Source organism: Paenibacillus sp. FW126-R14 (genome assembly GCF_058789495.1).
This window is the reverse complement of sequence record NZ_JBYTBS010000003.1, coordinates 117,939-142,883: the sequence shown is the minus strand read 5'-3', so window position 1 is coordinate 142,883 and position 24,945 is coordinate 117,939. Positions and strand designations below refer to the sequence as shown.

Here is a 24,945-nt window from a genome sequence, read left to right as displayed (position 1 = left end):
AAGTTTTACCAACGCAAACTCGTAGGAGGAACGAAAGTGGCTAACCAAGTGAAATCCGACAAGGATTATTCCCAATATTTTCAGCCTCCTTCACTGACAGATGCTAAGAAGCGCGGAAAAGAAGAAATCGCCGTTCACTATGACTTTCATATCCCTGAGGACATGCAGGGGTTCGGCAAAGATAAATATTATTTGATTCGCACTTACGGATGCCAGATGAATGAGCATGATACAGAAGTTATGAGAGGCTTGCTTGAACAGATGGGTTATCAGACAACGGAGGACAAGTATCAAGCAGATGTTATTTTGCTGAACACTTGCGCCATCCGGGAAAATGCTGAGGACAAAGTGTTCGGCGAGCTTGGACATCTGAAGGCGCTCAAAGCGCAGAAGCCAGGCCTTGTTCTTGGCGTATGCGGTTGTATGTCGCAGGAAGAAGCGGTTGTGAACCGGATCATGCAGAAGCATGCTTTTGTTGATTTGATTTTTGGGACACATAATATTCATCGTCTGCCGGCATTATTGAAGGATGCTTTTTATAACAAAGAAATGGTCGTTGAAGTATGGTCCAAAGAAGGCGACATCGTTGAAAATTTACCGAAGAAACGGGAAGGCATCCGTGCTTGGGTGAACATTATGTTCGGATGCGATAAGTTCTGCACGTACTGTATCGTTCCTTATACACGCGGCAAAGAGAGAAGCCGGAGACCGCAGGATGTGCTTGCCGAAGTAAGAGATCTGGCTCGTCAAGGATTCCAGGAAATTACGCTGCTTGGACAAAACGTCAATGCTTACGGCAAAGACTTTGAAGATATTACGTATTCTTTCGCTAATTTGATGGATGACATTCGTAAAATCGACGTACCGAGAGTTCGGTTTACAACCTCGCATCCACGCGACTTTGATGACGACTTGATTGAAGTGTTAGGTCAAGGAGGCAATCTGGTCGAGCATATCCATCTTCCTGTTCAGTCGGGCAATACCGAAGTTTTGAAACGGATGAGCAGGAAGTATTCCAGAGATCATTATTTGCAGCTTGCCCGCAAGATTAAAGCAACGATGCCTGATGTCGTACTAACGACGGATATTATTGTCGGTTTTCCGGGTGAGACAGACGAGCAATTCGAAGAAACAATGTCGCTCTATGAGGAAGTAGGCTTTGATTTCGCGTTTACCTTTATTTATTCGCCGCGAGAAGGGACGCCTGCCGCCGGCATGGAAGACAATGTTCCGATGGAAGTGAAGAAACAGCGATTGTATCGCTTGAATGAGCTTGTGAACGCTCACAGTAAAGCAAGCAACGAGAAGCTGCTGGGGGAAACAGTTGAAGTACTGGTCGAAGGCGAAAGTAAAAATAATGCCGATGTACTTGCTGGGCGCACGCGTACGAATAAGCTGATTCATTTTACCGGCTCTAAAGAGCTGATCGGACAAATGATAGACGTTAAAGTGACGCATGCGCAAACCTGGATTTTGAAGGGTGAAATCGTCTCCAAACCGATGAAATTGTCCATGTAAGTCGTTGTTAATATAGATAGGAGTGTGTATGAGAATGTCCCAATGTGATCATCAACATAACGATAATCAGCCTCATGCTTTCAAAGTGGAGGAGTTTACGAATACGGAAATGATCGTTCGTGAAGATATTTTGGATAAAGCCAAGGAACTGGCCAATTTGTTGACGACTTCGAATGAAGTGCAATTTTATCAAAAGGCCGAGAAACAAATTGCCAATAACCCGGATATTCAGGTGTTGATCAGTTCGATTAAAAAGAAGCAAAAAGAAATCGTCGCGTTCCAAACATTCAAAAATGAGAAAATGGTTCAAAAAATTGAGAATGAAATCGAAGTTCTGCAAGATGAACTGGATGGCATTCCGATTGTAAGCGAATTTAAACAAACACAAGACGATATCAATTATTTGTTGCAGCTTGTGATGTCGGTCATCCGTGATACAATCTCCGACAAAATCAATGTAGAAGCAGGAACTGCTGAAGCGCCGACATCTTGTGACTAAGAGGCTTCCTGCGGGGAATGGAGAATCGCCGTCTTATCAGGCTCCAGCTTGATGTGAGGGCGATTTTTTCCAAAATCAACATAATGAAGGAGGGATGTCATGCTGACCGTACGCAATCTAAGTAAAGTATATCCGCCGGACAATCAAGTGCTTTCTCAAATCAGCTTTCAAGTGGATGAGGGCGAGTTTATCGCAGTCATTGGAAGCAGCGGGAGCGGCAAAACCACCTTACTGCGCTGTATCAGTCATCAAGAAAAGTGGACAAGCGGCCAACTCATCTATCAATCCAACGATATCTCAAAGCCAGGTCCGTGGGAGCGTTTCAAACTAGGCAAAGACTTCGCCTTTCTTGAAGAAAAACCTGCGCTCAACCGAAATAAAAGCGCTGTCAAAAATGTGATGATGGGAAGAGTATTCCAAACGCCTTTGCGAGTACTAACAGGCCTGACATCCCGAGATGAGCATGTGGACAGCATGGACTATTTGGAAAAAGTGGGCCTGCTTGATAAAGGCGACAAGAAGGTCGGTCAGCTAAGCGGCGGCGAGCAGCAGCGTGTCGCGATTGCCAAAGCATTGATTCTAGGACCTAAAGTGCTGGTTGCCGATGAACCGGTATCAGGACTGGACCCGAAATCAACGGAATATATTCTTCAGGATTTGAAATCATTATGCAAAGACAGGAATATGAGCGTAATCGCGACCCTGCACAAGGTAGAATTAGCGGAGCGGTTTGCAACACGCATTTGGGGAATATCCGAAGGCAAAATTGTCCTCGATATCCCCGCCAGAGCGTTAACGATGCGTGAGAAAAAGCTTGTATTTGGTGAAGTATGATCCAGGTCTTATTCGTTTGTTTAGGAAATATTTGCCGCTCTCCCATGGCGGAAGCCGTGTTTCGACACCAAGTCAAGCAGGCGGGGCTTGCTCATGTCATAGCGATCGATTCAGCTGGCACCGGGGACTGGCACATCGGGCATCCGCCGCATCAAGGAACCAGAGACATTTTGGATAAAAATCAGATAGATTACAAAGGGATGCAAGCGAGACAAGTCACATCGGATGATTTCATGCAGTTTACATACATTGTGGCGATGGATGAGAGCAATGTCCGTAATTTGGCTGGATTTGCTCCGAAACCGGCTGCCGGCGAGAAGCGGGCTTCCATTCATAAGTTGTTGGATTTTGCGCCTGGGCGTATGAATAAAGATGTGCCTGACCCGTATTATACCGGGAATTTTCAAGAGGTTTACGAGATGGTGGAAGAGAGCTGCGCACGATTACTCGCTTTTATTATCGAAAAGGAACAGGTGTCCTAACCATACATACAAAAAAAGCAAAGGTGAGAGAAAATGTTCTCAGCCTTTGCTTTTTTGTCGTATTAGAAGACGGTCAGTCCCTTGCGCTGCAGGCATTCAGAAATAGCTTTCAGCATGATTGGATAAATAGGGAGAATGATATCAATCGGTCCTATTTCAAACAAACCACTGCGGTTATGGACCGTAGCGCCTTGTACATAAATGCGGAAGTGCTCAGAGCCAGGAGCCAGATGGGTGGATTCTTGGTTAGAAGAGCGGGCATTGACGAATGTAATGGTTTTGAGCGTTGAATTATCATACGGAACAATAGAGATGATCTGGTCAAGTTTGAAATAATAATTCACATGCGGTTTGTGAAAGATCAGTTCTTTGGTTGTGACGGTCAGACCGTAGTCCTTTTTTTTATGAGACATCTTCAAGTCGCCTTCCAGCGATTTGATCTGAATGAAATCGGAATGCATGGCAAAGCCCTCCTTCACGTATCATGATGAATGCTTGTCATAACAGAATAACACAGATCATCTTCGATGTTAATGGAGGGTCTTGGCACCTATTTTTGTTGAAACAGGATTGAGCATTCCGTGCCTTGATTCAAGGAGCTGCTGAAAGAAATGGTTCCGTTCATCATTTTGATAATGCTCATGACGACAACAATTCCAAGCCCGGTTCCTTGTTCTTTGGTCGTATAGAACGGCATTCCGAGCGAATTAATTTGCTCTTGCGTCATTCCAACGCCTGTATCGGTAATTAAAATCTGAACGGCACCCGGCAGTTTGCAGGTTCGCATGGAAATGAGGCCGCCGTTAGGCATGGATTCGATGGCGTTTTTAACCAAATTCATCAAGCATTGGCGGAGTTTTTTGGATTCTCCAAGGATGTAGAGAGGGACCTCGTTATCGTGCGTAATTTCAATTACAACCTCATGATCTGTCGCATAAGGAGAGATGAATCGAAGCGTTGCTTCCAATTCCTTTCTGATATCCAATTGTTCCTGCAGCCCTGTAGACGGCTTGGCGTAGTTCAAATAATCGTTGAGGATGGTGTTTGCCTGATCCACGCCGGAAAGCGCCAGCTCAATATACCGCTTCTGATCATACATAGAAAGTTCTTTCTGATCCAAAAGCTGCAGGAAGCCACGGATAGAAGTTAACGGATTTCGAATCTCATGAGAGATCGTGGCCGCCAATTGGCCGACCATGCGATCCTTTTCTAAGGTGACGAGCCGCTCCCTAATAAATTGGTGTCTTTTTAGATGAAAGATGACGATGATCAATACCAAGAGTGAAACAAAAGTAAACAAAATGGTGTATAAAACATACAGTGAGAAGTAAGTTTGGATAGGGGTCGCAAGCAGCACATACAATATTTCGTATACGCTAAGCAAACCCGCTGCATAACATAACTTGGTTTTGAGCTTCATCTGATTGACTTTATGTCTAACAAAATAGCTGCCAAACAAAATAAATGCGCTGCTAAGCAATGCCGGTTGCCAATAGTAATTCAAAACAAGGTAGCAGCCTATATTAAAACAGATCCATGTCATCGCAGCAGGGATAAATCCGGCAAATAGGATGATCGCCGTCAACGATAGCGGCAACAAGTGGAGCGAATAGATGAGAGGGTCGATCTCTTCAAACTGCCAGTAAACATTCATTAAGATGACGAGGAGAAGCCCAAATAATAAATTTCGCTGATGCTCTTTGTAAATGAATATAGGGGTAAGAACCAGATGGATTAATGCAGCACTGAAGAGGTAGAAGAGTCCATGCAGTTCATGGGAAATGATTGAATGGAGCAAAATCGTGCCATCCTTTCCAAATGTCCGACATTATCTTTGTTATTTCTACATTATCTCACAGAAATAGACCTAATCAAGAGAAAGGGCCTATTTTGAATGCTAAAGATTTGATAAAGACTTATGGTGTTATCGCTATAAACGGCTGTATAATAGGAGATACAATGAATGCAAGCGTTTACAAATTCGAGGGATTTGAAACGGGGAGAGATGAGGATGAGGGCGTGCTCACAAGTTTGCGGTGTTGTCTTTAATCCGATTGAGGATGATTTTGTCAACGTATGTGAAGAGTGCGAAGAGGCTGACAAGGGCTGTAATGAAGATGAAGCGGAGAGAGAAGCGGCATCAAGCTTCTATTTGGGAAAGTGCGGCCTTATTATCGATTATTTGCTGTGAGGGGCTCCGAGTTAAAAAAAGGTTGATTACCAGCGATTTCTTGTTACAATGATAGTAGATTTACTATTCATACTATTCATTCTTTATGCAGTTCATTTTTGAAAGGAGACCTTGCATGGTAACTTTACCTAAATTGAACGATCTCGGATTTTTCGAGATAAGGCTGGAATCCATCGGCGGTCTCGGCGCCAATCTGGCAGGCAAGATGCTGGCGGAGGCAGGAGTTGTCGGGGTTGGATTGAACGGAGTTAGTTTTTCTTCTTATGGTTCTGAGAAGAAAGGATCGGCAGTGAAAGCACATATCCGGTTTTGTGACATGGATACGCAAATACGGGATACATCGCCCGTAGAACGACCGCATGTTGTTGGTGTTTTTCATGAATCGCTTTCCAAAACTGTAAACGTTATCAGTGGCATCTATGAGGATAGTACCGTATTAGTAAATTCAACCAAAACGCCTGATGAGCTCAAGGAAAAGATGAAGCTCAGAGGCGGCACGATCGCCGTGATCGATGCGATCGGCATCTCGCTGGAGGAGAAGAACCGCGTTAACATGGCGATGCTTGGCGCGCTGTTCCGGTTGTGCGACTTCCTTGATCCGGAAGTCATGAGAGGCGTTATTCGCAAATCGTTGGAGAAGAAATATCCGCTGGCTGTTGCACCTGCCTTACGGACGTTCGACCGCGGCTATAACGAGGTTCAATTCCAATCGTATGCGCTTCCAGAAGGGGAGACGATGCCTGATTTCGTCCGCTTCGATACGCCTGTGCTCGGGTACGAGACGCAAACGATCGGCGGAGTCATTTCAAATCCAGGCAACAGTATTCTGAAGGATTTAAGTATTTCCCGTGCGGGGATGATGCCGCATTTCCATGAAGATAAATGTATTCACTGTGCTTCTTGCGATAATGTTTGCCCGGATTTCTGCTTTGTGTGGGATGAGCTCCCTGACAAAAAAGGGCGTCCGCAAATGTTTTTGCAGGGCATTGACTATCAATATTGCAAAGGCTGCCTCAAATGTGTACAGGCTTGTCCGACCGAAGCGCTCACAGACGAGCGGGAAGTAGACGGTTATGCCGATAATCACCGTATGCCACATCGCTTCAATCTAGCTGTAAACTCTTAGAGAGTATTTATGGGAGAAGGGTGGAACTACTCGTATGTCCATTGATATTAAGAAGGAATTAGGGCAGGCCAAGGTAGAGCAACGCATTGTATACGAATCAGGCAACGAGATGGCTGCTTATGCAGCTCATCAAATTAATTATCATGTCATGGGATATTTCCCGATTTCTCCATCTACGGAAGTAGCCCAATTTCTAGATCTTATGAAGTCCAACGGACAACATGATATTGTGCTTATCCCGGCTGACGGCGAGCACGGATCTGCAGGTATATGCTATGGCGCTTCAACTGCTGGCGGCCGCGTATTTAACGCGACAAGCGCCAACGGTTATTTGTATATGTTGGAACAAATGCCGGTACAATCCGGTACACGCTTCCCAATGGTGATGAACCTGGTATGCCGGTCCGTTTCCGGTCCCTTGAACATTCACGGGGATCACTCGGATTTGTACTATGCCTTGAATACGGGATGGCCCATTGTGATGTGCCGTGACCCCCAATCCGTCTACGATATGAACATTATCGCGTTAAAACTGGCGGAAGATCCGGCGGTGCGCTTGCCGGTATTGGTCGCTTCGGACGGCTATTTCACGTCCCACCAGAAGCGCAGAGTGCAAACGTTTGCACATCGCGATGATGTCCACGCTTTTCTCGGCGAGCAGCCGAAAGGCTTCCCGGATACGTTGGATCGAAACAACCCGATCACGGTCGGTCCTTATATGAATGAACCGGATTACATTAATAACTGTTACCAGCAGTCAATGGCGATGTACAACGCCGAAGGGGTATACGACCGCATTCGGCAGGAATATGCCGAATTAACCGGTCGTGACTATCCGATTCTCGAGCTGTATCGGATGGAGGACGCGGAAGTCGCGGTGTTCCTGATGAATTCGGCCTCCGAAATCATCAAAGACGTCGTCGACCAGCTCCGCGAGAAGGGCATTAAAGCGGGATCCATCGCACCGAATATGATCCGTCCTTTCCCGGCCAAGCAGATTGCGGATGCTTTGCAGAACGTGAAAGCGATCACCGTAGGCGATCGCGCGGATTCATACGGCGGCCATGGCGGCAATATGGTCAACGAAATTAAAGCGGCCCTGTTCACGCACGGGAACAGAGATACGCTTGTGATAAGCCGCATCTACGGCTTAGGCGGCAAGGACTTTTATGCCGAAGACGGGCATAATCTGTTCCAATTTGCCATTGACGCTGTGCAAAGCGGCAAGGTGGAAGTGCCCTTCGATTACTACGGTCACACGCCGGGCGACCCGGCCAAAGCGCCGAAGCGGGTACTTACGCCGATGAAGTATGAGGATTTGAAGACAGGACTCATTACGGTGACGCCGGATGAGACTTCAGGCAAGCTGAACGTTCGCATCCCGCCGCTGCGCGCGCTGACCAAAAAGCCGAAACGTATCGCTCCGGGGCATGGCGCCTGTCCGGGCTGCGGCATTTTCTCGGGGTTGGAGCTATTTTTCAAAGGCATCGAGGGCGATATCGTATCGATCTTTCATACCGGCTGTGCGATGGTCGTCACGACGGGCTATCCGTACTCAGCCCACAAGGCGACCTATATCCACAACCTGTTCCAGAACGGTGCCGCAACGCTGTCAGGGGTTGTTGAGATGTTCTGGGAGCGCAAGCGGCGCGGAGAGCTCGATCATCTGGGCTTGAAGGACGACTTCACTTTCGTCATGATTACCGGCGACGGCGGGATGGATATCGGCATGGGGCCGGCCATTGGCGCTGCACTGCGCAACCATAAAATGATTATCCTCGAGTACGATAACGAGGGATACATGAATACCGGCGCCCAGCTGTCCTATTCCACACCGATGGGCCACCGCACGTCGACTTCGAATGTCGGGAAGCATCAAGGCGGTAAAGTGTTCCACCATAAGGATACCGCGCAAATTATGGCGGCCACGCATATTCCATATGTGTTTACCGGATCTGAGGCTTACCCGCAGGATCTTGTGAAAAAGGCGGCGAAAGCGCAGTGGTACGCCCAGAACGAAGGCTTGGTGTACGGCAAAATTCTGATTGCCTGCCCGCTCAACTGGTTGTCCGACGATCAAGAGGGATCGAACATTGTAGGCGCTGCGGTTGATTCCTGCTTCTTCCCGCTGTACGAAGTAGAGCACGGGATAACGACCCTCACCTACAACCCGGAGGATAAGAACAAGAAAATTCCTTTGGCCGACTGGCTGAAAACGATGGGGAAAACGAAGCATATGACGAAGCCGGAATATGAGGGCTCTCTCAAATCGTTCGAGGTCGAAGTTGAGCGTCGCTGGAATCGATTGAAAGCAAAGCACGAGAACGCTTATTTGTAATTGCAATACTATGAACCAGGCACGTTCACCCTGTGCGGTGAATGTGCCTTTTTAATGGAGGAAGCCCTGATGCCATTTGTTATGCAGAACAAAAGAACCGATCAGCTCTATACATGCACGCTGGTCAACCATTATGGACTTGCTTATTATGGCGTGAAATATTGGTCCGAGCAAGAGGAAGCGGAGGAGCAAGCGCATGCTTTTATTCTCTCCGTTGAAGGGTTAGATGCCGAGGAATGGCAAGTTATCGAGCTTGAGGAAAGGGAGATGAAGCTTTGCAACGTGAAGCTGAAGAATGACGACAGTTACGCGCTGTTTTGGCTTTCTATACGAAAACCGGAGGTCCGTAAAGTGGAAAATTAAACCGCATCGTCAATAGGTACGCAGCCATGCAGCAACAGAATGCAATCGACAAAAAACGCAACCATTCGCCTATATTCGCTCATCACGCAATGAACCTATAATTAGGGTATGAACGAAAAATATGACAGCATGGGAGAGCGGTTGAGGCGATGAAAAAATGGACGATGGTTTTCAGCATGATGGCTTTAGTGCTTAGTTTTGTTTTCCCGGCGGCAATTTCAGCAGCTGAGGGCGTTACAACCAAGGCGCAAATCGTTTCGGGCGTAAGTTTTAGAACTCAGCCGAACACGTCAAGCACTGTCATCCGTTTGCTGAAAGCAAATGAAAAAGTTACTGTAACGAATTATGTCTCTTCAAATTGGTATAAAATCAAAGATGCTCAGGGCGTAAGCGGTTATGTATCTACGAACAGTAAATACATAAAAATCATCAGCAATGCACAAATCATTTATGGCGTTAACTTTCGCACGCTTCCTTCTTCCGATAGCGGATCCAAAGTGATTCGGATGCTAAGCAAAGGGGAAGAAGTGCTAGTCACGGATAAAGTCAATGACAGTTGGTACAAAATTCAGGATGCAAACGGTACAAGCGGTTACGTTAGCTCGAGCAGCAAATACATCATAACTGATTTCTCTGTTGCAGTGCCTAATATGCCGCTGGCCGATGAGATTGAAGCAGTTATTGCAACAGGCAATAGTTATTTAGGGACACCGTACGAGTATGGTTCCGACCGAAACGACCCGACGACGTTCGACTGCTCGGATTTCGTACAAACGATGTTCTGGGATGCTTTACGCTTCTCCGTACCGAGCGATTCCGCGTCACAAGGCACGTTTGTTCGCTCTTTAGGTCCTGTCACCACAGATTGGACGCAATTAAAACGGGGCGATTTGATGTTCTTCAGCTCCTACAAAGGCAGCAAAGCTTCTGACTATGCCAATATGAATGCTTTTAAAGAACCAATTACGCATGTTGCGCTTTATTTAGGAGATGGAAACATCCTGCACACGTACTCCGTAGAATCCGGCGGCGTGCGGGTCGATACGATCGAAGGAAAGCAATGGGAGAACCGCTTTTTATACGGCGGAAGCGTTTTACGATAAGTGATGGTTCGATCAGAGGAGTTTTGCCATATACTATAGATAGGGGCGGATGCATGAGGCCAGCATCCGCTTCTTCCTGATTCTACGGAGAAAGGAAGAACCTTATCTTTGAAAACTTCGAAAGCAAACCACCCACTGGAATTTCGGAACACGACGGAAAGAGGACTAAACCTGGATACGGTTCATGAGCGAATTTTGCATTTCATGCGGCTAGACCCTGCAGCTATCTACAAATTCATTATCGGTACGGATTGTCAGGTACACCCGGGCCACACCAAATTCATAACAGGTGTAGTGATCCAGCGTTGTGGTAAAGGAGCGTGGGCGTGCTATCGTCAAGTGATTGTCCATCGGGCCATGCATTCGATTAAAGAAAAGCTCTCGATGGAAACTGCGCTCAGTGAAGAGATCGCGACATACTTTGACGAGGCTAAACGACAGGATATGGAAAATATCGTTCTTCCTCATCTGTATCAAGGAGCCTCTCTCGATATGTATATCCATATTGATGCAGGGGATGATGAGACGAAGAACCGAACGGCCAAATTCGTCCAAGAGATGGTGCGGCGAGTAGCATCTGTCGGGATGGTTCCAGTCATTAAGCCGGATTGTTATGTAGCGTCGGCCTATGCGAATCGATTTTCAAAGAAACCTTATCTTCCGGTGTATGAGGATCGTGAGGCTGTCGATGGGAGCTTATAATATGATTTTGAACCGTTTGTTCGAGTGATCAGTGAGATCGCTGGAGCTGACGGTTTTTTGTTATAGCGGTTGAGCCGAGGCTAATTTGCCTTTTGAAAAAAGGATTTCTAATGCTTTCTAGCGAAATAATGCTGGTGCAACCTTAGAGGAAGGAGAATGATTAAACATGAGCAAAACGTTTATTATAGAGGCAGTCATGCTCGCCGTACACGGTCAGTTGATGCTGCCCGGGCAGCCTGTTACTTACTTAATCCCTTATACGAGCATTCAAGAATTATATGAGCTGCAGGCCGGCAGCGAGCCGATTATGCTGGAGGAAGAAGACGACGGATTCGTTAAGCAAATGATTGGCGAGCTGATCGCGTTCTTCGAGGAATCTTTTAATAAGAAAAAAATAGAAAAAGCGCTTGCTGTTCCATGGCGCAAAAGCCCTCCGCTTCCGATCAACGAGCATGTGACCCTGATGGTTGTATTTGCCATTGATAACGAAGCGTATGGCGAACAATTCGACCCGATTGAAACCGAGTTAATTCTGACTGCGATCAAGGAGCAAGCGGCCTTATTGACGGATCAGTTCGATTTTATCGAAAGGCTGATTGGAGCGGGCATTCCAGTTCAGGCTTTTGATGTAGAGGACTTCGAATTTGCGGTGGAAGGCGACAATCAGGTTTAGTGAAAGAGAGCTGACGAATACAATGATGCGCGTAAAAGATTTGGAGGAGCAATTAGCCTTATTGCCTGCATACTGGTTCCCTGGTCAAACCTGGACGATGCGAACAGGTGCGGGGGGAATGAATAATACAACGCGGTTTGTCGAGGTGGCCGGCAGCACCTATGTGATGCGGCTATACGAAACACACCGGGATATCGATAAAATCATGTTTGAGCATCGCATCCTGTTGGCGCTTCATAAACGCAAAAATCAGCTGCCGTATCGCATCCCGGTACCGATCGAGCTGCCGGACGGCGGAACCGTCGTACAGTTGGATCAAAGTCAAGGGAAGCTCGCCGCTTTGTTTACATTTACAGACGGGATGAATCCAACATGGATGAATGCCGAGCAAATCTTACAATTTGGAGCGGCTGTCGGCCAGCTCTCTGCCGTTCTCGCAGCGGTATCTGTCGATCTAAAGCCTGTGTATCCGCCGTACTATGAGATTGACAACATTCATCCCCGCTGCACGCCGGATGCGATTCATGAGTTCTGTTTGCATCCTCCGGAAACGTTCTCTGCACTGCGTGAGGAGCTAACATACATTTTTGAACGGTTTTCAGCCTTTTATCAAGCGATTCCCGCATTGCGAAAACTGCCTCACCAGCTTGTCCATGGGGACATTAACGGATCGAACATGCTCGTTGATGGGGACGGACGAATTACCGCCGTGCTTGATTTTGAGTTTGTAACCAGAGATCTTCGCGTTATGGAAATCGCCGTCTGCTTGTCGGATCTGATTGATCCGGCGCTTTCCAGAGATGAGCTGAAACGTAATTGTGCGGCTTTTTATGAGGGTTACGGGCAGTCTGTTGCGTTAAAAGAGGCGGAACTTCAAGTGCTTCCGCTGTTGATTGAGCTTCGGAGACTGGATGTTTTTATTCATTTTTTGGGACGATATGCAGATGGCGTCGATCCGCAAGGCGTGCTGATCGATATCATTCAAAATACATTTGAAAAAACGAAATGGCTGCAGGAACACGGCATGGAACTTGTGCTTGCATTGCAAAATAAGCAAAAAGTTTAGCTGAATCGTACAACCGTAACCAGGAGCGCAGGAATACCTTATAGTACCAAAGGAAAAGGCGGTGCTTGAGGTATGCAAAAAAGCGCTTATCTCGGAAATGTAAGTGCAGTACCGAACTGCGGACGATATTGCCGCAATGTCTGTACACGGTTGTTCGTCGTTGGCCGAAACCAATGTATTGCCGACTGTTTGCGTTGTGCCGGAATACGCGGGACTGCGAAATCCACAGTGTTGCTTACCAAAAAAGAAATTTATAAGCCAAAACGCAAATGCAATTGCGGCTGCGGCAAATGTAAGTAGATCTGAAAGCTGCCGGGGAGACTCGGCAGTTTTTTTGATTTATGGAACTCCGGGAGGATAGGGAGAACTACAGGGCGTTATTCTGTTGAAAACACCATTTTGGACGAGGGAAGGGGATCTGGGGTCCGCTATTTCGTCAGGACTTGTTCTGTCCTCGCTGGCGGACAAGGAGGCCCTTATTCAGTGGAAAAGGACACCTTCGCACATGTAACGGACACTATCGCTGTTATATGCTCACTTGGAGACTGGTTTCGCCCCGGAATCGGCAAATAAGGACTCTGGTGTCCATTGGCAGTGAGAGGTGACGCTTTTCGACGATATAACGGCGGCTGTGTCCGAAACTTGATGAGACATAGGATTTGGTGCGGACGTCGACCTTCCTCAGCGAAAGAAGAGCGACTACTCAACAATCAGCGCAGTTGAGAAATTAAGAGCAAACTGGAGTTTGTCCAACTACTGAGGGCGATTCGAGAGGAGGTGGTGCAGAGCAGTGACCGACAAAAATTGATCGCGCCGACAACGGCAACAATCGAGCTATCTGTTTACGCGGCGAGGAGCAGCAGGCATTGTTCCCGTCTACGCCCTCCCTTTTTTGTGGTATAATGAAAATAGTAAAATCGCTGGAAATTGCATGCCGTTTGGAGTTGAGACGATGACTGAGCAACTATTAAGGCCTGGAAGGCAAGCTCTACACGACCTTGCAAAAAGTCATTTCGATCAACATCTTGACCTTTAACTACATTCCGAATGATCGTTTTCATAATATTTTTCACATGAGAGAAGACCATACAGGCGAACTGCTTATCGATGACATTGAAATCCACTTTATGGAGCTGTCGAAGCTGGGTATCAAAGCCCACGAGATGGACCGCCGACTCGTAAATTGGCTGATGTTCATTAATGGTACTAATCAGGACCGATGGGAGGAATTAGCGATGGATACTCCAGGTTTGAAAAAAGCGATGACGACGCTGGAGTTTTTGAGTCAAGACAAAGAAGCACGGATGCTGTACGAGGCGCGGAAAAAAGCGCTGCTGGATGAGCAGTCTGCATTGGACTATGTGGAGTCCAGGGGCAGAGAGGAAGGAAGACTTGAAGGCAAGGCGGAAAGGGATAAGGAAGTTGTGGCAGGCATGCTGAAAGAAGGTTTGTCGGTTTCGGCAATTTCGAGAATAACCGGTCTGTCCGAAGCTGAAATTACGGAGTTAAGCAAGCAAGTGCATTAATGAGCTATGGGCAACTGGCTTGTCCGAAACGGAAATCGAAGTACTTAAAAATCCGCAACAATAAATTCCATACTGTTGTCCACGAGGATCAGAGCTGCCGCTCTGGTCTTCTTTGTTGTGCATTTGAGGGCGATCAGACTCTGAAAGCTCCACCAGTTAGTCAAAGAACACGGAATCAGCGAATTGCTGAGCCAAGTCACATCACCGTATATGGCATGCAGCAGGCACACTCACCTCAAGGTAAGTAAGACACGTTTTTTTCAGTTCTTTTTTTGTTGTCGAGGTTCGCCTATACTGTACTTAGAAACCATTAATTGGTGAAATATTAATAGATGTCTACACCGTAAGTTTTTCTACGGACATTTGAAGGAGGAAGAACATGGTTTATCAGGCAAGTTCAACTCGTTATGCAGAAATGAAATATAATCGTTCCGGCAAGTCCGGACTTAAGCTCCCGGCGATTTCATTAGGGCTGTGGCACAATTTCGGCGGATTGGACATTCATGAGAATGGACGAGCCATGCTGCTGCGTTCGTTTGATCTGGGGATTACACATTTTGACTTGGCGAATAACTATGGGCCGCCTCCGGGATCGGCTGAAGAAATGTTCGGCAAAGTGCTGAAGAGCGATCTAGGCGCGTACCGCGATGAAATGATCATTTCGACGAAGGCGGGCTACTACATGTGGGAAGGTCCATATGGGGAGTGGGGCTCTAAGAAATACTTGGTATCCTCGCTGGATCAAAGCTTGAAACGGATGGGACTGGAGTACGTCGATATTTTCTATTCGCACAGACCAGATCCGAACACGCCTTTTGAAGAAACCATGGCAGCGCTTGATCAAATTGTTCGTCAAGGGAAAGCCTTGTATGTGGGACTTTCCAACTATACGGCAGAACAAACGAAGGAAGCGGCTGCGATTCTAAAAGGTCTTGGAACGCCGCTATTGATTCATCAACCTTCTTACAGTATGTTGAATCGTTGGATCGAGGGCGGACTTCAGGATGTTCTGGATGATTTCGGAGTGGGCAGTATTGCGTTTTGTCCGCTTGCGCAAGGTTTGCTGACGAATAAATATGTGAGCGGTGTTCCGAGTGATTCGAGGGCTGGCGGGAAAAGCCAATTCTTGAATACGAAGGACATCACAGAAGAGAAGCTGAACCAAATTATTCAGCTGAACGAGTTTGCAGCAAGCCGTGGTCAAAGCTTAGCGCAAATGGCTCTGGCTTGGGTGCTTCGCGGCGGACGCGTCACTTCAGCGCTGATCGGGGCAAGCCGCGTTTCGCAAATTGAAGAAAACGTCGCAGCTCTGAAAAATCTGGAATTCGCTCCGGAAGAATTGGAACAAATCGAAAAAATCCTGAAGTAAGCTTCAGGATTCCAATCGTTTATCAATCGCTTCGGACATGGTTCGATCCGTAAGATGGGCATAAATTTGCGTCGTTTCCGGCGAAGCATGACCGAGCTGCTCTTGCGTTTTGTACAAATCGTTCTGCAAGTAGTAATCTGTGGCGAACGAGTGCCGCAGCTTGTGAACGGACAAGTAGGGCTTGCCGAATCGCTTCGCGTATTTGATCACAAGCTCTTGAATAGCCCTCTTGGTCATACGGACGCCTTCTTTTTTGCCATTTGCAATGGCGAGGAAGAGGGCTTTTTCTTTTTTGACCGGTTTATACTGGGTTTGCCGAATAGCCATATAGTCCGTTAGCGCTTGAATGGCTTCCTGGCGGAAATAGACCGGGGTTTTGAACGTATCGTCGTTTTTCCCTTTGCGATATACATGGGTCAGCTTTTTCTTGAGATCAATATCATCCATGTTTAGATTGAAAACCTCCGAAACGCGCAAACCGGAATTCAAAATCAGCGTTATGATGCAAATATCCCTTGTTTTGTTGCGTTCGTAGGAGTAAATGGCTTGCTTGTTCGAAGCGACGTCATGCTCGTAGCCGTTCCGGACATAGTCGATAAACTGGGCAATTTCCTCTTCCTGCAGCAGCTTTCCCTCAAGCTTGGCAGCAGTGTCTTTAGGTCGGTGGGAGCGCTTAATCTCCACTTTGGCCATGACATTTCGCTTAAGAAGCGGGTAGAAATTGTCGTCTTCCGCAATTTGGCTTAAATAATGAAACAGGGAGCGTAGTGCGGACAGCTTACGGTTAATGGTCGTTTTTACGTTCGCTTGTTCTTTCCGGGTAGCAAGGAACATGCGGAAGTTATCTACGCTGTCCATATGCAATTTCTCCAAATCTTCCAGCGGAACTTGATTCATAGCCGGGGCCGCGCTTAATCCTTCTGCCAAGAGCCAAGAAAGGAAAATTTCGTAATCGCGCACATATTCCAGCAAGGAGGAAGGGGAAAGATCGGGCAGCTTGTAGTTGATGAATTTCTCTATATACCATGGCATAGAGGGGATTCTTTTGTCTAATTCGTGCCGGTCCTTGACTTTAATGATGTTCATAGGCAATAGTCACCTCTTTGACGTTTACATGCTGTAAGTATAGCAGTGAAAGCAGGAAATTGGTAGAAGTGAGGTCATTCTGAGAATAAGATCGGTCCATTTTACTAAAATTAATCCTGTATGGAAAATTCGAGCAGGGGGTTTCTTTATGCCACAAGAAGATCAACAAAGTCAAGATGAAAATAAGCAAAACATCGAACAAATTAAACAGTTTGCACAACAAGCGGAGCAGGCTGCGGAACAAACCCTGCAGGTAGCTCAAGAGCTTCACTCGCAGGCTACCGCGGCTGCACTGTCGGAGGCGGAGGAGGAAATCCATGAGCTTCAGAACCAAATTGAGAATGCTCAGCAAAAATCGGCTGTGCTCAAAGAAGAACTTGATTCCCTTCAGCAGTCTGAAAATTGATTGTAAAAAGTATTGTCTGTACATGACATGATGTGTTAAGATGTGGAAAATAAACGGAAGGGCTTCTAGGGATCCGAATCCATGCGGATGGCGAACCAAGCGAAGCCGGCACGGATCGAGACGTGTTACACCGTAAGGGATAAAAGACCTTCGGAAAGTTCCGCCTGCATAGGCGAAACGGACCGAGAGGTCTTTTTTGCTGCAGCGAATGAAAGGACGGTAGACATGGAGACGTCGATACGCGCACAGCAGTTAGGGAAATCTTTTCGCATGAAGAAAAAAGAGGAAGGATTCACAGGAAGCGTGAAAGCGCTGATAAGGCCGCAATACGTGGAAAAGTCAGCCGTTGAAGGCATTACATTCTCCGCTATGCAAGGGGAGACACTTGCCTTTCTCGGGCCAAACGGTGCCGGTAAATCAACAACGATCAAAATGTTGACAGGGATTCTGCATCCGTCAACCGGCGAAGCGGAAGTGCTCGGCTGTTGTCCGTGGAAAGAACGCAACAAGCTCAGTTATCGTATTGGCTCTGTGTTCGGACAAAAGTCGCAGTTGTGGTATCACCTGCCGCCTATCGATACATTTGAGCTTATGAGCCGAATATACGAGCTGCGGCGAAGTGACTATATCAAGCGTCGCGACAATCTTATCGAGCGATTTGAGCTTGGGCCTTATTTGCACACAACTGTTCGGAAGCTTTCGCTAGGCGAGCGGATGCGCTGTGAAATTGCCGCCTCCCTGCTGCATCGTCCTCAGGTGTTATTTCTGGATGAACCGACCATTGGGCTGGATGTCGTCGTAAAACAGCGTATTCGAGAGCTCATCCTTGAGCTAAAACGCGAAGAAGGAACGACGATATTCCTCACTTCGCACGATGCCGGGGACATTGAGCGGCTATGTGACAGGGCAATCGTCATCAATCATGGCCGCATCGTATTCGATGATCGCGTAGATGTGATGAAGCAGTGCTTCATGACCCACAAGACGGTACGCCTTGTGCTTGAGGATGAACCTGGCCGGATGGAGCTCGAAGGCGTGAGTGTGCTAGAAAAGAGCGGAGCCCGGCTTTCGCTTTCGGTCGATACGGGAGTCACCACGATTGAAGCGGCGCTGTCCCGGATCATGGCGGCTCACCGGATCGTCGACGTCACCGTAGAGGACCCGCCCATGGAGGAGATCATCACGCTTATGTACGGGGAGTACGGCAAGGGAGGGAAGGAACATGAACTCCTGGAGCAAATCCGTTAAATATGCTTTTATCGGAAAAATCACGCTGCGCAATCAACTTGCCTATGTGGCTGATTTTCTTATTCGCTCTTTGTTTCTGCTCTTGATTCTTTATATATTTCTTCAGTTATGGCAGACGACGTTTCAAGGGGAAGGAACAAACACGATAGCCGGTTATAGCTTCAAGCAAATCATGTGGTATCTGGTCATTACGGAATCGATGATCCTCGCTTGTCCGAGCTTGTGTACCCGTGTTGAAGAGGAAGTGAAGAGCGGGGATATCGTTTTTAAATTTGTTCGGCCGGTCAATTTTGTCGTGTTTCACTATGTGGAGTATATGAGTGAAGCGGCGGTGCGATTTATCGTTAATGCAGCGCTCGGCGCCATTTTGGGACTGATCATCATTGGCCCCCCGCACTTCGGCTTTGGCCTGTTATGGCTCCCGTTCATTGCGTTGTGCGGCTTTACCGTCAACTTTTTGTTAAACATGGTGCTGGCGCTTTGTGCCTTTTGGGTCGAGGAGACGCGGGGACTTGAATTTGTGTATAACAAATTTTTATTTACTATAGGCGGAATGCTGATGCCCCTTGAGCTATTCCCAGACGTTCTACAAAGAATTGGTCATTGGCTTCCTTTTCAAGCTATCGTGTATTTGCCAGCCAAAACAACTGTAGCTTTCGATATGTCCAACATGTTAGGCGTGCTTGGGACACAGCTCATTTGGATGCTTGTGATTGGCGTTATCGTGTCCTGGGTGTACCAGAAAGGAGTGACAAAGCTCAATGTTAACGGTGGATAGCAAATCGGCATCAATCAGTGAAATGGGGCAGCCCGGCAAGTTCAAGCGTTTGCTTCGTTTTGTTTGGGAATGCTGGAAGTTGAATCTGGCGGGAGCGATGGAGTTTCGATTGAGCTTTCTCCTTACAGCCGGCATGATGATTGTCAATAATGTGGTTTGGATCGTATTTTGGGGGATTTATTTTGGCCGGTTCCAGGTTTTGAACGGATGGGAGCTTCAAGATGTGATGATGCTTTGGGCGATAGCGGCCGGGGGTTTTGGTACGATGGCTGCTTTCTTCGGCAATGCGATGCGGATATCGAATCTGATTGCGACTGGACAGCTGGATATTTATTTAACGCAGCCGAAACCGGTTCTGCTGCATGTTCTCATAAGCCGCATGTCGGTAAGTGCGATAGGTGATGTGCTCTTCGCACTATTCATCTATATCGCTTTCGGCGATAAGTCGGGGTTAGGCTTTATGAAATTCGGGCTGGCGATGGTGCTTTCGACGTTGATATTCTTGTTTTTTACGGTGATTGTGAACTGTCTTGCTTTTTGGTTAGGCAGCACGGAAGGGTTGAGTTTTCAATTGTATAATGCACTTCTTACTTTTACAACGTATCCAACCAGCATTTTCCGCGGTCTAGGCAAAATTGTTCTATTCACGGTCCTGCCAGCAGGATTTATCAGCTACTTGCCGATCGGATTGTTACGGGAAGCAGACGTACCTTTTATTTTGGGAGCTATAGGTGTGACGCTTCTGCTTTGCGCTGGGGGCATCGGTGTATTTTATGGAGGACTAAGAAGGTATGCTTCCGGAAATATGATGGGCTTGCGCCGATAGAGGCATAGGATTCGCGTGTGTGACGCATGCTAGTTAGGTGGCAGCCATATAACGAAAACAAAGGAGTCGATACGAATGTCGAGACGCCGACGTGTGCCAGAACCTAATCCGAATATGCAAAGCCAGCCTTATGGCATGATGCAGCCGACGTATCAACCAAGCGGTCAACAAACGTCCATACCGCAAGCACGTAACGATGTTAATCCATATCAGACGTATCAGGGCGGAATGCCTGTGCCAGGCTCTTCCGGCAACCTGAATGCGCCATACGGTCAGCGAAATACAGGGATCAATCATGCCGATGCGCGCAACGTGGGCTTCCAAGGCGGGTATACAGGCTATGGGCCCAATGGTCAGCCTACGCAGTACGGTACATTTATGCGAGATGGCACGCAATACGGTGCAGGTCCGCATACCATCGATCCGAACAAGGCGATCATTCAAGCCGTTCATTATGGAGATGGCGGTATCAGTGCGGTCCAATTCCAAGACGGCAGAGTTGTCGGTATTGCGGATGCGATTGCGATGACGGAGGCCGGATTAATTGAGGATGTGAACACCGGAAGAAATCGCGAAGGGGAAAAGACGCTGCGTTCTTACCCGGACGGGGATCCGAGCAACAATTTATCCAATTTACCACGGTTTTAAAAAAGGACGGGAAAAGCGGTTTGCCTTCGGGCAAGCCGCTTTTTTGATCATGATGGCCGGTTTCTGAATTAATTTCAGAAGCCGTTTTTAGGCGTATGGATAAAAATTTTGCGACGCCGGATGAAAAATCTCACTGCCTCTTTGATGAATAACATCCAGATGGGTTTTTTCCTGTGTGAAGGATGACGAAGGGAGCGTGGCGCTAGTGCGTTGTGAGGGAGCACGTACGCAGTTTCATTGCACATTTCGATTGCAGGTACAGGTTCGATGTGGACCGCTACTTCCAAAGTGCTGGCAATTTCAGCTTTTGTTTGGAGATGATGCTCCAGTTTAAGCTCGTATTCGGTTACCCGGTTGGATAGAACGATATTTTCTTCCTTGAGTTTTTTGATAAGTTCAAGTAGCAGTTTCATGGTGAGCTTCGGTTTCTCGGTTAAGTTCGTTTCCGGGTTATCGTCAATGGGGGACAGCAGCAACAGCAGTTCTTCATCACTGACAACTTTGTGTGCCACGATAAGTCCTCCTTCTATATTGGATAGGAATTTGCTCTAGTAAATTCCTTTTTCATAGAATAACGGATATGACGTAAAATGTTGCTCGAAAACCGTTGTCGTTTTGTAACCATTAATGATGAAGTTTGTTTTCTGCGGATAGATGGTGAAAAAATCGTTTATTGACAAGAAATTATATAGACATACAATAGAGTTATCGATAACCTTATGGTTGCGTGGTGAGGCAGCAGATGAAGGAGGACGCCATGAATGGAAAGTTCGAATGTGAAGCTATGGTATGATCGACCTGCAAAAACGTGGGTCCAAGCAATCCCAATCGGCAATGGAAGACTAGGCGGGATGGTTTTTGGTCAAGTCAAACAGGAAAGAATTCAACTGAATGAGGACTCTGTTTGGTATGGCGGTCCTGGGCAGCGCGACAATCCCGAAGCTCTAAAGCATCTGAATGAAATTCGCAGCCTATTGTTCGAAGGCCGACCGCAAGAAGCGGAGCGGCTGGCAAAGCTGTCAATGACATCAGTCCCGCAACATTTCGCGCCATATCAGCCTCTCGGCGATCTTACGCTGCTTTTTGAGGGTATGGACGGGGAAATAACCGATTATTACCGTGAGCTTGATTTGGAAAGCGGTATCATGTCTGTCAGCTACACTTGTCAAGGCATTTCGTATCACAGAGAAATGTTTGCCAGTGCGGTCGATCAAGCGATTGTGATTCGTATGTATGCAAGCGAGCCTGCAAGTTTGACGTTGGATGGGAGTCTCAACCGTCGTCCATTCGATGGACGGATGGAAGTCCTTGGCGGCGACACCTTGGTCATGTCAGGCCAGTGCGGCCCGGATGGCATCACGTATTGCGCTATGCTCAAAGCTGTCGCCGAAGGCGGAAGCCTGCGGATGCATGGCGGCTACCTGTCCGTGAACGGCGCGGATTCGGTGACGCTGCTTTTGACAGCGCAAACAACATTCCGGCACGCGGATCCTAAGGCGGAATGCTTGAAGCAAGCGGAGCGAGCCGCTCGTTTAGGATACGCCGCGCTACGCGCGAACCACGCGGAAGATCACCGCTCGATGTTCAAGCGGGTTGAGCTTGACCTGCATGATTCGCACGTCAGCAGCCTCGCCAATCTGCCCACGGACGAACGCCTTCGGCGGATAACGGAAGGCGGGGAGGACCCCGGGATGGCAGCGCTATTTTTCCAGTACGGACGGTATTTGCTCATGGCCAGCTCAAGACCTGGAACGCTTCCGGCCAATCTGCAGGGCATATGGAATGAGAGCCATACACCCCCATGGGAAGCGGATTATCATACGAACATTAATTTGCAAATGAATTATTGGCCGGCGGAATCCGCTAATCTTGCCGAGTGCCATGAGCCGTTGTTCGATTTCCTGGACAGGCTCGTGGTCAACGGTCGGCGCACCGCTCAGACGGTATACGGAGCACGCGGATTTGTCGTCCATCATGCGAGCGATATTTGGGCGGATACCGCGATTCAAGGAACGTACATGCCTGCCGTTATTTGGCCGATGGGGGGCGCATGGCTGGCTTTGCATCTTTGGGATCATTACAGATTTGGCCAGAATCGCAGCTTCCTTGCGGAGCGCGCCTACCCCGTCATGAAGGAAGCCGCCGAATTTTTCCTCGATTATCTGGTAGAGGATGATCAAGGCAGGCTGGTTACGGCGCCGTCTCTTTCTCCGGAGAACAGCTACCAGCTGCCAAATGGCAACATCGGGCACCTCTGCATGGGGCCTTCTATGGATACGCAGCTGATTTTCGCCTTGTTCAGCGGCTGCGTGGATGCAAGCCAGCTGCTTGGAATTGACGATGCCTTCCGGGAAGAGCTGGTTAGAGCGATAAGCAGGCTGCCTGAGCCGCAAATCGGTCAGCACGGTCAACTGATGGAATGGTCGGTCGATTATGACGAGCCGGAGCCTGGACACCGGCATATTTCTCATTTGTTTGCGCTCCATCCAGGGGAGCAAATTTCTAAGCGCGGTACGCCGGTGCTTGCGGAAGCGGCCAAAGTATCCCTGCAGCGCAGGCTGCAGCACGGTGGCGGCCATACCGGCTGGAGCCGGGCATGGATTATTAATTTCTGGGCAAGGCTGGAGGATGGCGAGCAAGCTTACGCCAATTTCCAAGAGCTGCTAAGTCATGCGGTACACCCGAATTTATTCGGCGATCATCCGCCCTTTCAGATCGACGCCAACTTCGGCGCAGCGGCAGCTATTGCGGAAATGCTGCTGCAATCGCACGCCGGGGCCATTCGGCTGCTGCCGGCTTTGCCGACTGCATGGCCAAGCGGACGCGTAAGCGGGCTGCGGGCGAGAGGCGGATTCGAGGTCGATCTCATATGGGACAACGGCCAGCTGACAGAGGCTGTGATCCGTTCAATCAGCGGAGGGCACTGTAAAATTGAAAGCGATTTAGGGCTCACGGTCACGGGAGAGTCAGGCATGCAGGACGCCGGCTCTGAAGCAGGAATTGAATTCGCGACTCAAGCCGGCCAGACGTACGTGCTTCGTCCAACTCGGAATACTATTTTTTCATAAATCTTTGACAAAAGGGTGAGATAGATGACAAAACAACATCGAAGCTTATATGACAGGCTGCTGCCAGCCCCGAGAGACGGCGGATTTCGCATGGAAGGTTATTGGGTATGGTGCGGCTCTGTCGTGAAAGGCGAGGACGGACGCTTTCATATGTTTGCATCCCGTTGGCCCAAACATATGCCGATGCATCCGGGCTGGCTTGTTCACTCCGAAGTCGTAAGGGCGGTTTCGGATACGCCGGAAGGACCCTATACGTTCGAGGAGATTGTGTTCTCGGCACGCGGAGCACAATATTGGGACGGCCGCAGCACTCATAATCCGCATATTACAAAACACGGAGACACCTATGTGCTCTATTACATGGGTTCTACACACCCTTTGGAAGACGTAAAGCCAGGAGAAGAATTCGGCCTTACGGACCCGCGCTGTATCGTTGCCCGCGCCAACAAGCGAGTTGGTCTGGCGACTTCCAAAAGCGTCTTCGGCCCTTGGGAACGAAGGGATGCTCCGATTCTACCTACTCGGCCAGGGCGGTTTGACAGCTTCTTGACCTCTAATCCCGCACCTTGCATTCATGAGGATGGCTCCGTACTGCTAATTTACAAAGCGCGTCAGTATGAAGGGAATGTGCATGGTCAAATGATGATCGGCGCGGCGCGAGCAGAACGATTCGACGGTTCCTACCGCGTGGTCAGCGAAGATCCAGTATTTCCGCCTGCACAATTTCATCTGGAAGATCCGTTTGTATGGCATACGGGCGAGCGCTATGAGCTCATTGCCAAAGATATGGACGGCCGCATCTGCGGGGAGCTACATGCAGGTATCCATGCTTATTCCGAAGACGGATTGACTTGGCAGCTATCCCATCGTCCTAAAGCATATTCCAGGAAAATTAAATGGGATGACGGCTCTGAGACGATGATGGGCAGCTTTGAGCGGCCATTCATTTTGTTCCAGGACGGGAAGCCGACGCACTTGTTCGCTGCAACGGCGGATGGAGAAGGAGGCTTCGCCAGAGCCGCCAATACGTGGAACATGGTCGTGCCGATCGCACCGGAATAATTCATCGTTAATATTCAGTTTAAATCCCCATCG

The 24,945-nt window shown here is 48.2% G+C and carries 25 protein-coding genes; 21 read left to right on the top strand and 4 right to left on the bottom strand.

The window, feature by feature from the left end; all coding sequences use genetic code 11:
* Positions 1-36: 36 nt before the first annotated feature.
* The 4 genes from miaB to AC3WRW_RS03110 all read left to right on the top strand — a co-directional run bounded on the left by miaB (position 37) and on the right by AC3WRW_RS03110 (position 3,333).
* Complete coding sequence (miaB, locus tag AC3WRW_RS03125; protein WP_492544897.1) at positions 37-1,518, top strand: tRNA (N6-isopentenyl adenosine(37)-C2)-methylthiotransferase MiaB; 1,482 nt, start codon at positions 37-39, stop codon at positions 1,516-1,518.
* A 34-nt stretch (positions 1,519-1,552) separates the two neighbouring features.
* A complete protein-coding gene (locus AC3WRW_RS03120) occupies positions 1,553-2,017 on the top strand; it encodes a YlbF/YmcA family competence regulator (protein ID WP_492544895.1) in 465 nt (154 codons plus the stop codon).
* Positions 2,018-2,116: 99 nt separating this feature from the next.
* Positions 2,117-2,851, top strand: a complete 735-nt coding sequence (locus AC3WRW_RS03115; protein WP_492544893.1) for a phosphonate ABC transporter ATP-binding protein — start codon at positions 2,117-2,119, stop codon at positions 2,849-2,851.
* Positions 2,848-3,333: a low molecular weight protein-tyrosine-phosphatase gene (locus AC3WRW_RS03110; RefSeq protein ID WP_492544891.1), complete on the top strand. Its 486-nt coding sequence runs from the start codon at positions 2,848-2,850 to the stop codon at positions 3,331-3,333. The genes AC3WRW_RS03115 and AC3WRW_RS03110 overlap by 4 nt, the downstream gene beginning before the upstream one ends.
* A gap of 62 nt (positions 3,334-3,395) precedes the next feature.
* Here AC3WRW_RS03110 and AC3WRW_RS03105 read toward each other — a convergent pair whose 3' ends face one another.
* Together AC3WRW_RS03105 and AC3WRW_RS03100 are read right to left on the bottom strand one after the other, a co-directional pair.
* Positions 3,396-3,794 (bottom strand): hypothetical protein, encoded by a 399-nt coding sequence (locus tag AC3WRW_RS03105; RefSeq protein ID WP_492544890.1) that lies wholly within the window; start codon positions 3,792-3,794, stop codon positions 3,396-3,398.
* An 89-nt stretch (positions 3,795-3,883) separates the two neighbouring features.
* The gene (locus tag AC3WRW_RS03100; RefSeq protein ID WP_492544888.1) at positions 3,884-5,131 is read right to left on the bottom strand and encodes an ATP-binding protein; all 1,248 of its coding nucleotides are present in this window, start codon (positions 5,129-5,131) and stop codon (positions 3,884-3,886) included.
* A 213-nt stretch (positions 5,132-5,344) separates the two neighbouring features.
* Here AC3WRW_RS03100 and AC3WRW_RS03095 point away from each other — a divergent pair, with 213 nt between their 5' ends.
* The 10 genes from AC3WRW_RS03095 to mgrA all read left to right on the top strand — a co-directional run bounded on the left by AC3WRW_RS03095 (position 5,345) and on the right by mgrA (position 15,790).
* Complete coding sequence (locus tag AC3WRW_RS03095; RefSeq protein ID WP_492544886.1) at positions 5,345-5,524, top strand: hypothetical protein; 180 nt, start codon at positions 5,345-5,347, stop codon at positions 5,522-5,524.
* A gap of 115 nt (positions 5,525-5,639) precedes the next feature.
* Positions 5,640-6,650: a 2-oxoacid:acceptor oxidoreductase family protein gene (locus AC3WRW_RS03090; RefSeq protein WP_492544884.1), complete on the top strand. Its 1,011-nt coding sequence runs from the start codon at positions 5,640-5,642 to the stop codon at positions 6,648-6,650.
* Positions 6,651-6,684: 34 nt separating this feature from the next.
* Positions 6,685-8,988 carry a thiamine pyrophosphate-dependent enzyme gene (locus AC3WRW_RS03085; protein ID WP_492544882.1) on the top strand — a complete coding sequence of 768 codons (2,304 nt, stop codon included), beginning with the start codon at positions 6,685-6,687 and terminating at the stop codon, positions 8,986-8,988.
* Positions 8,989-9,057: 69 nt separating this feature from the next.
* The gene (locus AC3WRW_RS03080; protein ID WP_492544881.1) at positions 9,058-9,351 is read left to right on the top strand and encodes a hypothetical protein; all 294 of its coding nucleotides are present in this window, start codon (positions 9,058-9,060) and stop codon (positions 9,349-9,351) included.
* A gap of 149 nt (positions 9,352-9,500) precedes the next feature.
* Positions 9,501-10,454, top strand: coding sequence for a C40 family peptidase (locus AC3WRW_RS03075; RefSeq protein WP_492544879.1), 954 nt, complete (start codon positions 9,501-9,503; stop codon positions 10,452-10,454).
* A gap of 108 nt (positions 10,455-10,562) precedes the next feature.
* On the top strand, positions 10,563-11,156 hold the full coding sequence (locus AC3WRW_RS03070; RefSeq protein ID WP_492544878.1) for a ribonuclease H-like YkuK family protein: 594 nt from the start codon (positions 10,563-10,565) through the stop codon (positions 11,154-11,156).
* A 166-nt stretch (positions 11,157-11,322) separates the two neighbouring features.
* Positions 11,323-11,829, top strand: coding sequence for an ADP-heptose synthase (locus AC3WRW_RS03065; protein WP_492544876.1), 507 nt, complete (start codon positions 11,323-11,325; stop codon positions 11,827-11,829).
* Between the two features lie 22 nt (positions 11,830-11,851).
* A complete protein-coding gene (locus tag AC3WRW_RS03060) occupies positions 11,852-12,895 on the top strand; it encodes a phosphotransferase (RefSeq protein WP_492544875.1) in 1,044 nt (347 codons plus the stop codon).
* Between the two features lie 974 nt (positions 12,896-13,869).
* The gene (locus AC3WRW_RS03055) at positions 13,870-14,421 is read left to right on the top strand and encodes an Rpn family recombination-promoting nuclease/putative transposase (protein ID WP_492545023.1); all 552 of its coding nucleotides are present in this window, start codon (positions 13,870-13,872) and stop codon (positions 14,419-14,421) included.
* 379 nt (positions 14,422-14,800) lie between these two features.
* Positions 14,801-15,790 carry an L-glyceraldehyde 3-phosphate reductase gene (gene mgrA, locus AC3WRW_RS03050; protein WP_492544873.1) on the top strand — a complete coding sequence of 330 codons (990 nt, stop codon included), beginning with the start codon at positions 14,801-14,803 and terminating at the stop codon, positions 15,788-15,790.
* A gap of 3 nt (positions 15,791-15,793) precedes the next feature.
* Here mgrA and xerS read toward each other — a convergent pair whose 3' ends face one another.
* The gene (gene xerS, locus AC3WRW_RS03045; protein ID WP_492544871.1) at positions 15,794-16,876 is read right to left on the bottom strand and encodes a tyrosine recombinase XerS; all 1,083 of its coding nucleotides are present in this window, start codon (positions 16,874-16,876) and stop codon (positions 15,794-15,796) included.
* A 148-nt stretch (positions 16,877-17,024) separates the two neighbouring features.
* On the opposite strand from xerS, the gene AC3WRW_RS03040 reads away from it, so the two are divergent.
* From AC3WRW_RS03040 to AC3WRW_RS03020, 5 genes are all read left to right on the top strand, one after another.
* Positions 17,025-17,282 (top strand): hypothetical protein, encoded by a 258-nt coding sequence (locus tag AC3WRW_RS03040; protein ID WP_492544870.1) that lies wholly within the window; start codon positions 17,025-17,027, stop codon positions 17,280-17,282.
* A 225-nt stretch (positions 17,283-17,507) separates the two neighbouring features.
* Positions 17,508-18,530: an ABC transporter ATP-binding protein gene (locus tag AC3WRW_RS03035; protein ID WP_492545022.1), complete on the top strand. Its 1,023-nt coding sequence runs from the start codon at positions 17,508-17,510 to the stop codon at positions 18,528-18,530.
* A complete protein-coding gene (locus AC3WRW_RS03030; protein WP_492544868.1) occupies positions 18,505-19,308 on the top strand; it encodes an ABC transporter permease in 804 nt (267 codons plus the stop codon). Before AC3WRW_RS03035 ends, AC3WRW_RS03030 begins: the two co-directional genes overlap by 26 nt.
* Complete coding sequence (locus AC3WRW_RS03025) at positions 19,292-20,134, top strand: ABC transporter permease (protein ID WP_492544866.1); 843 nt, start codon at positions 19,292-19,294, stop codon at positions 20,132-20,134. Before AC3WRW_RS03030 ends, AC3WRW_RS03025 begins: the two co-directional genes overlap by 17 nt.
* A gap of 75 nt (positions 20,135-20,209) precedes the next feature.
* Positions 20,210-20,782: a DUF3892 domain-containing protein gene (locus tag AC3WRW_RS03020; protein WP_492544864.1), complete on the top strand. Its 573-nt coding sequence runs from the start codon at positions 20,210-20,212 to the stop codon at positions 20,780-20,782.
* Between the two features lie 74 nt (positions 20,783-20,856).
* Here AC3WRW_RS03020 and AC3WRW_RS03015 read toward each other — a convergent pair whose 3' ends face one another.
* Entirely contained in the window at positions 20,857-21,294 is a 438-nt protein-coding gene (locus AC3WRW_RS03015) for a hypothetical protein (protein WP_492544862.1), read from the bottom strand.
* Positions 21,295-21,543: 249 nt separating this feature from the next.
* On the opposite strand from AC3WRW_RS03015, the gene AC3WRW_RS03010 reads away from it, so the two are divergent.
* Complete coding sequence (locus AC3WRW_RS03010) at positions 21,544-23,850, top strand: glycoside hydrolase family 95 protein (protein ID WP_492544860.1); 2,307 nt, start codon at positions 21,544-21,546, stop codon at positions 23,848-23,850.
* Positions 23,851-23,874: 24 nt separating this feature from the next.
* Complete coding sequence (locus AC3WRW_RS03005) at positions 23,875-24,912, top strand: glycoside hydrolase family protein (RefSeq protein WP_492544858.1); 1,038 nt, start codon at positions 23,875-23,877, stop codon at positions 24,910-24,912.
* Positions 24,913-24,945 lie beyond the last annotated feature (33 nt).